Annotated in this window: 15 protein-coding genes and 1 pseudogene; 3 read left to right on the top strand and 13 right to left on the bottom strand. The window is 36.3% G+C overall.

What is annotated here, in order from left to right; genetic code table 11:
* Position 1 precedes the first annotated feature (1 nt).
* Positions 2 to 913 carry a DMT family transporter gene (locus DN408_RS12250; protein ID WP_002186665.1) on the top strand — a complete coding sequence of 304 codons (912 nt, stop codon included), beginning with the start codon at positions 2 to 4 and terminating at the stop codon, positions 911 to 913.
* Between the two features lie 32 nt (positions 914 to 945).
* Here DN408_RS12250 and DN408_RS12245 read toward each other — a convergent pair whose 3' ends face one another.
* The 10 genes from DN408_RS12245 to DN408_RS12200 form a co-directional block, all read right to left on the bottom strand.
* Positions 946 to 1,428 carry a PRK06770 family protein gene (locus DN408_RS12245; RefSeq protein WP_061674983.1) on the bottom strand — a complete coding sequence of 161 codons (483 nt, stop codon included), beginning with the start codon at positions 1,426 to 1,428 and terminating at the stop codon, positions 946 to 948.
* A gap of 87 nt (positions 1,429 to 1,515) precedes the next feature.
* Complete coding sequence (locus DN408_RS12240; protein ID WP_002186668.1) at positions 1,516 to 1,920, bottom strand: nuclear transport factor 2 family protein; 405 nt, start codon at positions 1,918 to 1,920, stop codon at positions 1,516 to 1,518.
* Entirely contained in the window at positions 1,920 to 2,720 is an 801-nt protein-coding gene (locus DN408_RS12235; protein WP_002125460.1) for an MBL fold metallo-hydrolase, read from the bottom strand. Before DN408_RS12235 ends, DN408_RS12240 begins: the two co-directional genes overlap by 1 nt.
* 182 nt (positions 2,721 to 2,902) lie before the next feature.
* A complete protein-coding gene (locus DN408_RS12230) occupies positions 2,903 to 3,307 on the bottom strand; it encodes a DoxX family protein (RefSeq protein WP_001077751.1) in 405 nt (134 codons plus the stop codon).
* Between the two features lie 168 nt (positions 3,308 to 3,475).
* Positions 3,476 to 4,534 (bottom strand): DUF871 domain-containing protein, encoded by a 1,059-nt coding sequence (locus DN408_RS12225; protein ID WP_078178212.1) that lies wholly within the window; start codon positions 4,532 to 4,534, stop codon positions 3,476 to 3,478.
* Positions 4,535 to 4,585: 51 nt separating this feature from the next.
* Positions 4,586 to 5,950, bottom strand: coding sequence for a PTS transporter subunit EIIC (locus DN408_RS12220; RefSeq protein WP_078178213.1), 1,365 nt, complete (start codon positions 5,948 to 5,950; stop codon positions 4,586 to 4,588).
* A 23-nt stretch (positions 5,951 to 5,973) separates the two neighbouring features.
* Positions 5,974 to 6,858 (bottom strand): N-acetylmuramic acid 6-phosphate etherase, encoded by an 885-nt coding sequence (gene murQ, locus DN408_RS12215; protein ID WP_002125454.1) that lies wholly within the window; start codon positions 6,856 to 6,858, stop codon positions 5,974 to 5,976.
* Positions 6,859 to 7,013: 155 nt separating this feature from the next.
* Complete coding sequence (locus DN408_RS12210; RefSeq protein ID WP_002010793.1) at positions 7,014 to 7,877, bottom strand: MurR/RpiR family transcriptional regulator; 864 nt, start codon at positions 7,875 to 7,877, stop codon at positions 7,014 to 7,016.
* Between the two features lie 17 nt (positions 7,878 to 7,894).
* A complete protein-coding gene (locus DN408_RS12205; protein WP_078178214.1) occupies positions 7,895 to 8,224 on the bottom strand; it encodes an outer surface protein in 330 nt (109 codons plus the stop codon).
* Positions 8,225 to 8,348: 124 nt separating this feature from the next.
* Positions 8,349 to 9,476, bottom strand: coding sequence for a cation:proton antiporter (locus tag DN408_RS12200; protein WP_000899801.1), 1,128 nt, complete (start codon positions 9,474 to 9,476; stop codon positions 8,349 to 8,351).
* A gap of 267 nt (positions 9,477 to 9,743) precedes the next feature.
* On the opposite strand from DN408_RS12200, the gene DN408_RS12195 reads away from it, so the two are divergent.
* Entirely contained in the window at positions 9,744 to 11,165 is a 1,422-nt protein-coding gene (locus tag DN408_RS12195) for a branched-chain amino acid transporter BcaP (protein ID WP_078178215.1), read from the top strand.
* 95 nt (positions 11,166 to 11,260) lie between these two features.
* On the opposite strand, the pseudogene DN408_RS32465 reads toward DN408_RS12195, so the two are convergent.
* The 3 genes and pseudogenes from DN408_RS32465 to DN408_RS12180 form a co-directional block, all read right to left on the bottom strand.
* Positions 11,261 to 11,413, bottom strand: a pseudogene (locus tag DN408_RS32465) (RpiR family transcriptional regulator).
* Between the two features lie 29 nt (positions 11,414 to 11,442).
* Positions 11,443 to 11,646, bottom strand: a complete 204-nt coding sequence (locus tag DN408_RS12185) for a hypothetical protein (RefSeq protein ID WP_002169093.1) — start codon at positions 11,644 to 11,646, stop codon at positions 11,443 to 11,445.
* Positions 11,647 to 11,725: 79 nt separating this feature from the next.
* On the bottom strand, positions 11,726 to 14,188 hold the full coding sequence (locus DN408_RS12180) for a LamG-like jellyroll fold domain-containing protein (RefSeq protein ID WP_078178216.1): 2,463 nt from the start codon (positions 14,186 to 14,188) through the stop codon (positions 11,726 to 11,728).
* A gap of 353 nt (positions 14,189 to 14,541) precedes the next feature.
* Between DN408_RS12180 and DN408_RS12175 the strand changes: the two genes are divergently transcribed.
* Positions 14,542 to 14,967 (top strand): S-Ena type endospore appendage, encoded by a 426-nt coding sequence (locus DN408_RS12175; protein WP_002186676.1) that lies wholly within the window; start codon positions 14,542 to 14,544, stop codon positions 14,965 to 14,967.
* The last annotated feature ends 41 nt before the right edge of the window (positions 14,968 to 15,008 follow it).

Genomic DNA, 15,008 nt, shown 5'->3' with positions numbered 1-15,008 from the left:
TATGCCTTATTTTTACGTCTTTTTACTATTATTAACAAGCTTATTATGGGGAGGAAATTTTGTCGTTGGGAAATCACTTGTCGATCATGCGTCTCCGATGACACTGACAAGTTTAAGATGGATGATTGCGATTGTTTGTTTATTACCACTCGTATGGTTTAAAGAGAAGAAAATTATTCCACCGCGTGCTGCTATAATCCCGTTAGTAATTATGGGAATTACAGGCGTCGCTCTTTTCAACATTTTTCAATTTTTAGCATTAGAAAAAACATCCGCAACGAATGTAGGTCTTATTTCTACATTGAACGCTATTTCAATTGCATTATTTTCTGTGCTGTTTCTAAAAGAAAAAGTAAATACGCTTCAAATTCTTTCTATGATTCTTTCATTTTTTGGGGTCATCCTCGTTCTTTTAAAGGGAAACTTTGCTCTTTTATTTTCACTACATTTTAATAGCGGGGATTTATGGATGATTGCAGCAGTTTGTATTTGGGGCATTTATTCTGTTTGTAGTAAATGGGCGACAAAAACAGTTACACCGCTAATGGCTACATTATATTCTGGTATTTTCGGCGTTATTTTATTGCTTCCATTTAACATAGGTAGCTTCACTGTTTCCAATATCAACTCTTCCTTCATAACATCACTTTTATATACAGGACTCATTTCAACAGTACTTTGTATGGTGTTTTGGAATATTGGTGTACAGAAATTAGGCGCTACTACATCGGGGATTTTTCTAAATTTCAATCCAATTTTCACAGCTATTTTAGCATTCCTTTTCCTTGGAGAAGAATTAACATGGATTCAAATTTTCGGTACAATCATCGTCGTGACAGGGTGTTATTTATTTTCTCATTTCAAAACCGTTGCTGTTCAGCCAACTAGAGCTTTAATGCGAAAACATTCTTAATCAAAAACATCGCCACCAAAGTGGCGATGTTTTTATTTACCTTTCATTTCTTTCACATACTGCTTTTCTTCTTCTGGCGATAAACGTTCTGTTGCCTTTCCGGTATCACCACCTTGAATTTCCCACAAAAAGTTATGATCCTCAACCGTTTGTGAAAAGTCTCCTTTCTCCCAACGCTCCAAAGTAGAAAGTAGCTTTGCTTTATATTTAAAATTTGTACTGCTTTCTACTGCGTTCTTCGCACTACGAATTTCCTTATTTGTCATTTCGATAAATCCCCATTTATCAGATGATTTCACTTTTTGATGTACCATCCTATGCATTGTAGAAATAATTTCATCCTCACTAAATTGTGGCTTCTCTTCCGCAACTTTCTTGTCCCGTTGGCTCATCACTTTTTGTGTTTTAAGACTCTTCTCCTCTTCCTCTATATAATTAAGAAGTTTAGTAACACCGAATACAGCTCCTATCGCAATTACAATCATTGTAATTGCCCCTATTATCCATTTTTTCATATTATGTACTCCCCATTCCCCTAATAATTACATAAACAAATGGAATCGCCTGCGCACAGCCGATTCCATTTGTTTCCTTATTTCATTTTAAACCTTCATCGCTTCTCGTACAATGTAACTGTCCACATATTGTTTAAATTTCACGATTTTTCCATTTACAAGCTGCCATACATGAACAAATTCCGCCTCAAATGATTTTCCCGTCTCTTTATAAACTCCTGAGTAAACACCTTCAGCAATAATCACATCTTTTCCGTTTACTTCATGGTACGTATTTACACTCGCTTTATAATCATCCCATTCTGATCCTAAACGACTAAATACATTTTCCATTATAGCTTCTGTACCTATATACGTTCCGCCGTACGGAAAACCTGCTGCCTCTGTCCACTCTACTTTTTCAGAGAAAGCTTCCGCTAAATGTTTTGCATTTGAAGAAGATGGTCCTTCATATGTGCTTCGAACAATTTCTAAATTTGTTTTTTTCTTCATTATTTTTTCACCCCAAACGCGTTTGCCGCTAAAACAAGTCCAATTTCTAACGCTTTAACGTGCGGGAACCGCTCCTTTATTGCCGTTTGAATTTCTTCACTTGAAGGATTTCCTGCAAGAACTTCATCAAATGCAACTAAATATTTACGAGTATGTTTAATCGCGTCTGCTGTATTTGGTACGTCATAATCACGATGACCCGCTACAACAATTTCAGGATGAAGATTTTCAAGTTCACTTAATGTTTCTAACCATTTATGACGAGCTTCAGCATCTGTTTCTAACGTCCATACGAAAGTATTGTTATAAACGATATCGCCTGTAACAACGGCTTTTAATGATGGAATCCATACATAACTATTATTCGGTGTATCACCTTGCAAACCACCTTTAATGATTAAATCATTTCCCTCTAAAATCAATTTCTCTTCTGTTAATTCCTCTGGAACAATTGGTTGATGAGGAACATTATGCCCAATAGATGGTTTCCACTGTTCCACTTTCTTCTCAAATGTGTTACGAATATCTTCAACAGTATTCCGTAATGCAACAATCTTCGCTTCTGGAAATGCTTCATGTAATACATTTAATCCAAAATAGTGATCTGGATGGAAATGAGTCACATAAATATGAGTTAAATTCTTTCCTGTTTCAATAATTTGAGCTGCTAAACGGTGCGCATCACTTAATAAAAATTGTGCATCGATAAGAATTGCATCTTTTTCTCCGTATACAATTGTGGATGTAACTTGAAATGCTTGCTCAGATCCTGTAAAAACCTCTAAATGTAATTTTGACATGTTATTTCCTCCACTTTTTATTTACTCTTTTATATTCCTTTATTCTTTAAGCTTTATTCTAGTTGTAACTAAGTTAGTTACAACTAGAATAAAAAAATATACGAATCATTTTATTACTAATCGACTTGATGTAATCATTATAGTTACACCAAGTCGTCAAGTCAACACTAAAAAAATAAAATTTACTTCGTTTTCATTACTTTCTCTTTTAAGAAGCGATCTACATATCCTTCTGCTTTTACAACGAATAAATACGCACCCATTGATAATAATGCAAGATCTAATTCATATCCCGGATTCTTTCCATCTCCTAATAAGCCTGCTGCTCCATTTACCTTTACGATAGCTCCAGCCAAAATAAGAGCGAATAACAATCCTACATACCTCACGCCTAAACCGATAATTAATAATATACCACCAACTAATTCAACTGTTGCTACGCCATATGCAAGACCACCTGGTAAACCGATGCTTGTAAACCATCCTGCTACGTTATCTATACCTGATTGAAACTTTGCTAAACCGTGTGCAAAAAAAGTAACTCCTAATACGATACGAATAATTAAATTACCAATATATTGATTCATTCTGAACTCTCCTTTTTCGTTTTGTTATGGTGAACATTTATTCACAAGACAAAACAATACGGTATTTCTTTTCATTCGTCAAATGCTTTTTTAAAGAAACCAAAAAACATTATCCTTTTTGCAGATAATGTTTTTTATAAAATAGTGCTAATTCAAGCTTTCGCTCTATTACTTAGAAAAAAGTTGAAAATTTTTCCCAGCACCTATATAAGACAATAAAGACACATCTTCTTCCATCACCATTCCAACAACATTCACTTTCCTATCTTCAGGTAAATCATTTATAACTATTTGCATTTCACCAGCATATCTACCGTACAATTCATTATCAATTGTAATACTGCCTCGTTTTCTTGAAATTGTATTTATCGGTTGTAATGCAACTTTATTTTCTTCTCTTGATTCTACAGAGCGAATTACGTCACGAGCCGGATCTAACCTATTTGTATGCACTTGCTCTACCACTTTTAATACTTCACTTGCATTTATAAATGACTCATATCGCACTGGAATAATCCCACCACTCGCACTCGAGATTTCTTGTACACTTTCTAGGCTCCCACTTATGTCTCCAATTAACACTTTATCAATGTCACACTCTTGAACAAGTTCTAAATATGCTTGAAGCGGGCGCATACTGCGATGTTTTTCTAAAGTTGGTAAACCCTCATATAACGGACCGCGTTTTTCACCATCTCCCGGAATAAATGCCATCGTTTTTATTCCGCACTCATGTAAATATTTATTTTGTTTTTGCAAAAACGACTTCGCTAGTCCTGTTTCTGGACGTGGATAAAAATTATGCCACGCTTCTACTCGATCTACTCGTATATTTTCCACAAGTAACTCTTTCCAAAATGATTCTGTAATCGTACTCGCATTTAAAGCTACCTTCATCTTATGAGATACACGTGCGATTTCTTTTGGCGTAATACCGTAATCCATTCGTAAACCAGTAATGCCAAAGTCTAATAACTCTTCCACATTTTCATACGTCATCCCTAAATGGTTTAACGATTTTGGAGAGACATCAACCATTAATTCCATTTCATTTTCGAGAGCTTGTTTCCCAAGTATTTGAATTAACTCCTTATACGTATTCGGATCATCTTCTGGAATGTGAAGAGATGTAAAAACAGATGAAAATCCGTTTTCTTTCGCTAGTTTTAACCATGCTTCTTGTTTCTCTACTCGCTCTTTTGAAAGATAAATTGAAACTCCTATCATATAAATCTCTCCTTCTATTAATATAAAAAAAAGAGAAAGGAATCCCTTTCTCTATATGTTTTCTGCCATTTCTTCTTTAAAGCCGAAGAAGTACGTAAAGATGAATCCGAAAATATATGCAACTACTAATCCAAGGAAATATAATAAATATTTATTATCAGCAATTAACGGAATTAATGATAATCCTGATACACCTATTCCGAGTGAAGCCGTTTTCATAACAGCTTGGAATGCACCACCGACAGCCGCTCCTAAACAAGCAGTAATAAACGGTTTCCCAAGTGGCAATGTAACCCCGTATAATAGCGGTTCGCCAATTCCTAAAAATCCTACTGGTAATCCACCTTTAATCACATTACGAAGGCGTTTATTTTTTGTTTTCACATAAATCGCAATTGCTGCTCCTACTTGCCCAGCGCCAGCCATTGCTAATACTGGTAATAAAGGCGTTACGTGCGTTTGATTAATAAATTCCATATGAATCGGTGTTAAACCGTGATGTAATCCGACCATTACGAGAGGTAAAAATGTTCCGGCAAGCACAGCTCCAGCAAATGCTCCGCCAACATTTAAAATTGCATTAATACCGCTTGTAATACCATCAGATAAGAAGCCTGCTACTGGCTGAATCGCTAACATCGTTACTATACTTACAGCTAATACAGTAATGAGTGGTGTCACAATAATATCAACTGCATTTGGCACAGCTTTTCGCACTCGTCTCTCAACTACAACCATAAGCCATGCTGCAAAAATAGCTGCAAATAATCCGCCCCGTCCGGGTACGAGCGCTTCACCAAATAATTTTACATTCGCCATCGCTGGGTTGAAAATTAAAATACCTGCAATTGCCCCAAGAACTGGTGTCCCGCCAAATTCTTTCGCTGTATTCCAACCGACTAAAATTCCTAAGAATGTAAAGATACCGCCGCCAATAAGTAGTAGCATTTGTAGCCACGTTGCATTCGGGTCAGCACCTGCGTTTTTCGCAAAGTTAGCAACCCCATTTATAATTCCTGACGCAACAAGTCCCGGAATTAGCGGAATGAAAATACTTCCTATTTTTCTTAAAAAGTTTTTCACTGGTGTATTATTTTTCTTCTTAATCTCTGACTTCATCTCTTGCCCAAGATCTTCAAGGTGGTGATCTGCCACCTCACCAATTCGCAGTCCCGTTAAATCTTCCATCTCAGCTGCTACTTTATTTACTATCCCTGGCCCAACAACAACTTGAAGCGTTTCATCTTCAATCACTCCCATAACACCTTCAACCTTTTTTAAAAGGTCCATGTTCACTTTACTTTCATCATGAAGCGTTAATCGTAACCTCGTCATACAATGAGCAATGCCACGAATATTTTTTACTCCCCCAAGCTGCTCTGAAATTTCTTTGGCCATTCTCTCTTCTTTCTTCATAATAGAATCCCCCTCCCCAAAGTTTAAAGTGCTTTCTTCACAAATCCTTTCGCACCTTTTAATTTTTCTAGTGCTTCCCCATATTCACACTGTAGTAATATCATAACGATTGCAGCTTTCACATTTCGATCTGCTTTCTCATAACACTCTGTAGCTACTTCATAACTAGCGCCTGTCGCTTCAACAATAATTCGTTTTGAGCGTTCTACCAATTTTTCATTTGTAGATTGAACATCTACCATTAAGTTTTTATATACTTTCCCTACACCAATCATAGACGCTGTAGAAATCATATTGAGTACTAACTTTTGCGCTGTGCCAGCCTTCAACCGTGTTGAGCCTGTTAATATTTCTGCGCCTGTTTCCACTTCCACATTTAGTTTTGCATATTTACTTATTTCAGCATTTTTATTACAGGAAATACTAGCTGTACTTGCTCCCATGCTACTTGCATATTTCAATCCGCCAATTACATAGGGTGTTCTACCACTTGCTGCAATTCCAATAACCGTATCTTTCTCGTTTAATCCAATACTTTTTAAATCTTCTTTTGCTAACTCTTCACGATCTTCGGCACCTTCCACCGCCTTAGTAAACGCTTTCAATCCACCTGCTATAAATCCTTGAACCATGTTATCATCTGTTCCAAATGTCGGGGGACATTCTACTGCGTCTAAAATGCCTAAACGGCCACTCGTACCAGCCCCAATATAAATTAAACGGCCTTCTTCTTCAAAAGACTTAGTAACAATTTGTACAACCTTTTCAATTTCTTCTATTTCATTTTCAACTGCTAACGCAACAGTTCGATCTTCTTCATTCATACTTTGTAAAACTTCTTTTATACTCATCTCATCTAGATTCATCGTTTTCTCATTACGGTGTTCTGTCGATAAATTCTCTAACATATTGCCACCCTCTTCGAAATTATATTTCACACTTTTATTATAACTTTAAGAAACTAAAAATCAATAACTCTTTCTTATTTTATGAAATAAAATTTCACAACATGACATATTTGTGTCAAAGATAATAAAAAAGATGAGTCTCCCCATCTTTTCTTCTACTTCAATTTCCGTAACCGTAATGCTTCTTCTCTCGTCTCCATAAATTGATCTAATACTTTATTACCAATTCGATTGAAAGTAATCACATATAAAGCATCAATCATATTCAGTTGCGTCATTCTCGAAGCAATACTCGCAATGCGATGGTCTTGCTCTACATCTGGCATACAAAGGCGAATGTCTGCCGCTTTATATAACGGAGATGATTGGTCTAGCTTCGTAATCGCAATAACTGTAGCCCCTCGCTTCTTCGCATATTGCGCCATTTCGAGCACATCTTTCGTCCGCCCAGAAGTTGAAATCGCCACAAATATATCTCCCTCTTTTAAATTCGTGACGAGTGGCAACATCATATGAAAATCAGATAGCATCATCGCTGTAAATCCGAGCCTTGTAAATTTATAAGCCCCGTCCATCGCCGGAGTAGCCGATCCGCCTACTCCGTAAAATATAATTTTATCCGCATTTACAATACGATCTGCAGCTTTCTCAAGTTCCTTTTTATCTATCGCAGTAACGCTCGCCTCAATTGCAGCTTTATTCACATATGTAACTTTATTAAACAAGTCGTACGGTCCATCTTCCGTATTCATCACTGAAAAATCATTAATATTATAATCAGCAATCGTTAATTCACGAACGAGCGCGATTTTAAATGATTTAAAGCTCCCAATCCCAATCGACTTACAAAAGCGAACAACACTTGCCTCACTTGCGCCTGCATTCGTTGACACTTCTTTCGTCGTTAAGTTCGGAACAATTTCTGCATTCTCCATTATGTACATGGCAACCTTCTTTTCGGCTGGTGAAAATTGATCCATATTACTTTCAATTTTAAATAGTAATGTTGAAGCTTTCACTATTTAACCTCCACTTCTTATGGTTGCGTATATTCTCTAATATCATTTGTATCATATAGATAAAAACCATCATTGCCAGGTGGATGGTGAACAATTACAGTTCGATCCCCTTTTTTATATGACGTTATTTCACCTTCAGATCGCTGTTTTTCCCATCCATGTATCCAAATTGCAAAGTCAGGTACAAAAGCAGTGTACTTATAGTCTTTCGGATTTTCGTCTTCTACATAGGAAGAAAAAATAGAAATTGGAAAATTTTTCACTTTTGACTCTTTCCATGCAGTAAATGGTATACATAGTGCAATAAGTATGATTACACCTATAACTTTCCCCTTTGTAATCTTCACACTTCCCTCTCCTTTTCATATCACATACATAGATTTTATCATAATTACAATCCATTCATACTACATGACCACTGCATTTTGCAATAAAAAAAGAGCTTACCTACATCAGATAAGCCCTTCCTCTCTATACAAAATACTTCTTCAAAAGCGGCGGCGTAATAATTGTCGTCAATATAACAACAATGACAATCGCTGTGAAATTTTCTTTCGCTAACAAATTCGCCGCAAGTCCATTTGCTGCGATGATAAGCGCCACTTCTCCGCGCGAAACCATTCCCGCACCGATACTAATAGAAGATTGAAGGTTGAATCCTGTCAGTCTTGCGCCTAAACCTGATCCGATTAACTTTGTGAATATCGCAATAAGAGTCATGATGATAATGAACCAAAGCTGGCTTCCTATACCTTGAAATGTAATTTCCATTCCGATACTTACGAAGAACACTGGAACAAATATTGCATAAGCAATTGGTTCAATTTTATGTTCCACTTCATGCTTATACTCTGTTTGAGAAATGGCAATTCCAGCTGCGAATGCTCCAATAATACCTGCAATCCCCATCATTTCACTGTAATACGAAAAAGAGAAACAAATAATAAGAGCTGCACTAATTAATGCTTCTGTTACGCGAAGTGGTACGAGCATTTTCATAATCCATGGAACAACTTTCCAAGAGATGAAAACAATACTTACAAAAAAGATAATTTTCTTTGCAATGACTAGCGTTACATTTACATCTTGTGTACCTAAAAAACTCATCACAAATGCTAATAAAATAACGACAATTACATCATCAAATACAGCTGCACCTAAAATCGTCGTACTTTCTCTCGTATTCATTTTCCCTAAATCTCTTAGTGTTTGAACAGAAATACTAACCGAAGTGGCACAAAGTAATAACCCTAAAAAGATCGCATGCGACTGTAACATTCCAAACGCAAGTCCTGCTAAATACCCACCAAGGAATGGGAAAATAATTCCTCCCATCGCTACTGCGAATGCAGATTTTAAATTACGATTTAACTCTTCTAAATCAGTTTCGAGTCCTGCCATAAACATAAGTAGCAAAACACCAATTTCGCTAAGCTCATCAATAAGTTCTGAACTATTAATAATACCTAGCAAAGCCGGACCGATAATAATACCAACGATTAATTTACCGAGTACAGAAGGCTGGCCAAGTCTAACGCTAATATCACCAGCTAATTTCGTACAAAGTAAAATGACGACAAGCTCAAAATAAAATAACATAACATCTTCTCCTACTATAATAAAGTAAAACTTTAATCAGTGGATTATTCTTCATCTCTACTGATTGTTAACCTGCATCTATTTCTGCACATAGTTTCTCCTTACAAGCAGCATTTTATTTGTTAAAGTTTTATTTGACAAAATATTCTGAATTGTAATAAAATTAATCCAGAAATTTCAAAAAACTACATACCATAACTGTACCTTCATTCACTCACGTACTCTTTTCCAATTGGTTCACACTATTCGCAGTTATGGAGATGAAAAATGGGGGGAGAGTCCAAAGTGAAGTCATTATTACGAAAAAAAGCGCTTAGTACTGAATCACCACGACAGCTAGATCGAACATTAACGGCACTTGATTTAACGTTTTTAGGAATCGGCGCCGTAATTGGGACAGGGATTTTTGTATTAACAGGTATCGTAGCGGCAAAACATTCTGGCCCTGGTATTATGCTATCATTCCTTATTGCTGCATTTACTTGTGCTTGTGTAGCCTTTTGTTATGCCGAATTCGCTTCTTCTATACCAGTCTCAGGAAGTGTTTACACTTATGCATACATGACCGTCGGAGAAGTTGTCGCCTTCATCGTTGGTTGGTGTTTAATGCTCGAATATTTACTCGCAGTTGCAGCGGTAGCTGTTGGCTGGTCTGGATATTTACAATCATTGCTTCAAGGGTTCAATATACACCTTCCCGCCATTATTTCCTCGGCCCCCGGAACGGGAAAAGGTGGTCTCATTGATTTACCCGCTGTTTGTATTTTACTTCTCATTACTGGTCTTTTAAGTTTTGGTATACGCGAAAGCGCACGCATTAATAATATTATGGTCCTTATAAAATTAGCAGTTATTATCGCCTTTATCGTAGCAGGCGCAAAATATGTAAAGCCTGAAAATTGGACACCGTTCATTCCATTCGGGTACGACGGTATTATTACCGGAGCTGCGACTGTCTTCTTCGCCTTTTTAGGTTTTGATGCAATCGCAACCGCGGCAGAAGAAACGAAAAAACCGCAGCGTGATTTACCAATTGGCATTATAGGTTCCCTTCTTATTTGTACAGTTTTATACATGATCGTATCTTTCGTTTTAACAGGCATGGTTCCTTATACGCAATTAGACGTTTCTGATCCAGTTGCATTTGCACTACATTTCGTTGGTGAAGATACTATTGCGGGGCTACTTGCAGTTGGTGCGATGACAGGAATGACAACCGTTCTTTTAGTCGTTATGTATGGACAAGTTCGTGTTTCTTATGCAATGAGCCGAGACGGCTTACTCCCAAAAGCTTTATCACGCGTAAATAAAAAAGTAAAGATCCCTTTATTAAACACATGGATTACTGGAGTATTTGCAGCTTTATTAGCAGGACTTTTAGACCTACATTTACTAGCGAATTTAGTAAACATCGGTACGTTAACAGCCTTCACATTCGTTTGCTTTGCTGTACTTATTTTACGGAAAACTCATCCTGATTTAAAACGAGGCTTCCGCACACCACTCGTACCTGCACTACCGGTTGTCGCTATTCTTTGCTGTTTATATTTAATGATCAATTTGTCTACAACGACATGGATTAGCTTTGCAGTTTGGCTTATAGTCGGCTTATGCTTCTATTTCTTCTACTCTAGAAAACATAGTCATTTAGCTACTGAAAAAACAAATGATGAGACGAAAAAAGCATAACAAAATAGCTCGCCGATGAAACGGCGAGCTATTTTCATGTTTTATCCCGATTGGTGAGGGCTAATAATCAATGGGGGATGAACACCCCCCACTGATTAAAGTTTCACCTTATTATATTTTTGCGTTAACGATTGTAAAATGGTGAATATACAGATGCAAGCTGTAAATCATGCCCAATTCCCTATCAGTGTAGCGTATTAAAAAACTCCAATACCTACAAATAATAGGAAAATAATGACCTGATATATGAGCTTCTACTTTTGCATAGCCTCCCCCTTTACTTCGTCTCCTTCTTTTTTTTCTTCCACGCATTTACACTATCAAAGAAGAAATTAATAAATAACGTGCCTAAACCCGCTAATAAAAATGTCATTAAAAATAGAACCCATATACTTTTCTCTTTTAAGAAATAATATCCTACAAGGAGCACAACCGCGATCCATACATATTCAAGAATTCTTTTTATCTTTTTCTGTTCCAAATTATTCGCTCCCTTTTTCCATGCTATTTTTAGTATAACAAAAAAGAAGCCTATCATGATAAGCTTCTTTTCTTCTACCTTATTTGTTTATGCTTTTCTCAACAAGTGAAATCGCATGCTCTAGCGTACGATTCATTGATTCCACATACTCATCTTTTACATTTTTATCTTTTAACACAGCTTCCGCAACTGTGATTTTTTGACTTAATGATTTAACAGAACCGTCTGTTACATTTCCATCTTGCGCTTTCTTTACTAAAGCTTTTGCAGATTCAATATTCACTTGTAATTTTTCTTTCGGTGTTTTTGGCTGTTCTTCTGCTACCTTTGATTGGACAAATGTTTGGTTTGCTGTTTTTAATTCATTATACGTTTGAACAATTTGTTCTCCTGTACTCGCTATATTCTCAAACACTTTCTTTGCATTGTCATAGCTTCTTTGTAATTCGTTAAAAGCTGCTTGTGAATACTGACCTGGCTTTTCACCAAATTCATAAGTACCTGCCAATACTTCTTTCACTTTTCCGATTTCTTCATATAACGTATTTACTTGCTCTAATTTTGTACGAGTAGAAAACTCGTTATATGCCGCTACTACTTCTGAAGAACTTAATGCTTTACTATATAATTTTGCTAATGCAATTTGTCCATTTAACGGAATACCGCCATTTCCGTTGCTATCAGGATCTGCACCAAGTGCGAATGGTACGTTCGGGTGATATACTTTCCCTTGAGCCGGCTGACTATTTACTTTTTTACCATCTACATAAATTGCTACTTCACTGCCGTTATATGTTCCTGTTAAATGATACGTTTTGTTTGCTTCTAATTGAACACCCACACGTTTATAGCTTCCACCAATATGAGCCCATAATTCTACATAGCCACTTCCTGTAGACTCAAAACCAATTCCACCGCTCTCTGTATTTTGCAAAATACCTTGTCCACGAATTTCATTCATTGAAAATACAGTTTCTAACGTAAATGAATTTGCTACTTTTTCTTTTTGTGCTGCTGAAAATGGAAGGTATCCAAATGTATTTGCTTTTCCGTTTAACTTCATAACATTCTTTTTCAATGCTTTATCATATTCAATAGTCACATTGCCCTTAACATCACCTTTTGTACCAAATGATGAACTGTCTTTAAATGTACCATCTGCAAAGTTTACATCAAAAACATCTGCCTTTGGTACTTTCACATTCGGGTCAATATTATCTTTTTTCGTAGTAATTTCTGCCGTTAATGGTTGTACACTTTCATTGCCAAATGAATCAATCGCAACAACTTCAAGTGTATATGTTTTCCCGCCATCTAGTCCTGCAAGTGTAAATGTCAGTTCTTTCGGCACTGGATCTCGATAAAACTCTGAGAATGCTAATAGCTTATTTTTAATCTCACCTGTTTGTTTATCCTTTGCTTGCAAGCGATAAGAATGAACAAGAAGGTTGTCCAATGCTTGCGGGAATGTTACTGTTGCCGCATTTTCCGTTACATTTGATACAGCAAGCTTTGCATCCTTCGCAAAGTATGGCTTTTCTTTATCACGATCTTCTCCATAGTTGAATCCTTCTTTTTTCGTTGGTAATTTAATTTTCCAAGGCTCACCTGTCCAAGAGTTTGTATGGAAATCACGGCGATTAATTGTTACCTCTTTGTCATCTACCTCTACCAATAAACCTTGGCTTAATGTACTAGCTCCTGGCGGGATATTCCCTTGTACTTTACCGCCTTCAACTTCCATATAGCTTACAGAAGATGTTCCAACAGACGTAAAATCTTTTTGATGAATCGATCTTGGATCATCTAACGGATAATGTGAATGACCTGAAAACGTAATTACTTGTGGGTATTCTTTTAATACCGCATTAATTTTCGCACTATCTTTCGTTCCCCATTCTTGGCTACCGTACACTGTATCTTTAATATGTTGATGTAAAAACACAAGAATCGGTTTTTCTGGATCATCTTTTTGTGCCTTTGCCATTTCTTCTTTTAACCAATTAATTTGCTTGTCCGAATAATAGCCATGTGTTGTCCCATCCTCTGGAGACATAACAAGGAAATGATACCCTTTTACCACCTTATGATAATAAACCGATTCCATTCCTGTCTTTTCTAAGAAACGCTTCTGTGCTCCTTCTTCAGATAAGCCGTTCCAATAATCATGATTACCTAGAGAATTCATTCGTACCGCATCTTTATTTGCATTTTCGTTATACACTTGCATAAAACGATCATATTGCTTTACTGAACCCGAATCAGTAAAATCACCTACAATGACAAACGCATCTTGCTTTGGTGCAAGCGTATTAAATTGCTCAATCGCTCTTTTCCAGCGGAACGTATCATCTGTTCCACTATCTTTAATATGCACATCACTTACAACTGGGAAAACGATTTTCTTCTCACTTGGTGCCTTTTCTTGCTTTTTCTCTTCCGCTTTAACCGACGTACTCCACGGTAATGATACAAATGCCAATACAAACACCATTAATAATCCAATAAGACCTTTTACTTTTCGTAAAGCAGTTCTTTCCACGTGAATCCTCCTCATAATAATTGATTCATTACAAGGGCTATTTTATCTTAAACATATTAATATCGTTTAAATAACAAATGAATTTTATTAGATTTTTGTAAATATACAGTTAATTAAGTGTTAAGTCCAACATTACTCGTACTATTGTATACAACCACCTTTTGTCTAAAAGAGTCTGATCATTCTTTTCCCATGTCTATTCACATATAATCTTTTCTATAACATTAATGATAAGTTAAGCTGTAAGCCTATTAGACAATCTTAATTTTAAAAATTTTCTTCTTTTCTTAACACATCGGCCATGCTTCTACATTTAATAGTAGTAAAAGACAACTTAAAAAGGAGGGGTTGTATTGAAGAACAAAAAAAATATTGGCTGTTTCGCTCCTTTATCTATCATTTGTCCAGACCCTTGTCCACCGCCCCCTCCTCCAAATTCAAGTTGTGAGCGAGTAACAAATGAATTTGCAGGGAATTTCCTCATAACTAACAACACCATTCCCTCTACCAAAGATGCACTACAATCAATGATACTGTGGCAAAGTGATGGGATACTGCTTATATCAGGTACTGTCTCGGTTTACAATAGTACTAGCAGCACTGAAGCAATTACAATTCAAATCATTGGAGCAGTAACCAATATTTTCACTGTATTTCCTGGTAATACAATATCTTATATGGGTAAAGATTTTCAATCCGTCAGTATTATTAATATACAGAGTAATCCTTCTCTATATTTAGAAGGCAAGTACTGTTGCCAATTTACATGTTGCTTATAAAATAAATATTTCATTACTCCCTCTATTCAAAAAAGCATACC

Origin of the sequence: Bacillus sp. AR13-1, assembly GCF_008042285.1 — a bacterium.
In the GTDB taxonomy this organism is placed as follows: domain Bacteria; phylum Bacillota; class Bacilli; order Bacillales; family Bacillaceae_G; genus Bacillus_A; species Bacillus_A mycoides.
The sequence above is the reverse complement of the archived record's forward strand: the minus strand, read 5'-3'. Positions and strand labels throughout refer to the sequence as shown.